Source organism: Microbacterium sp., from assembly GCF_036823965.1.
Taxonomy (GTDB): domain Bacteria; phylum Actinomycetota; class Actinomycetes; order Actinomycetales; family Microbacteriaceae; genus Microbacterium.
In genome coordinates this window covers 231,295-231,623 of sequence record NZ_DAITBE010000007.1, presented here as the reverse complement: position 1 = coordinate 231,623, position 329 = coordinate 231,295, and the positions used below count along the sequence as shown (strand labels likewise).

Sequence of the window (329 nt, the reverse complement as noted above, 5' to 3'; positions counted from 1 at the left end):
ACCGCCGGACTCCTTTTAGTCAAAATGGCCACCCATCGATGGGTGGCCATTTTGCGTTTACACGAAAAGAACAGGGAGCATCATGCCAGAAGAGGAAGAGCGCCGTCCGCGTCGCAACGACGACAACGGACCGCGCGGCAACCGCGCTTCTGGCGGACGCCCCGCCAACAGCCGCGACAACAACCGTGACTCCGCGCCTCGTCGCGAGGGCGGCTACAACCGCGACAGCAGCCGTGATTCCGCGCCTCGTCGCGAGGGTGGGTACAACCGCGACAGCAGCCGTGATTCCGCTCCGCGTCGCGAGGGCGGATACAACCGTGACGCCGCGC

At 65.3% G+C, this 329-nt stretch carries 1 pseudogene; it reads left to right on the top strand.

Features of this window, described 5'->3' with window-relative positions:
• Nucleotides 1-82: 82 nt before the first annotated feature.
• Nucleotides 83-329 (top strand): annotated as a pseudogene (locus tag V7Z82_RS13670) (hypothetical protein); the annotation flags it as partial.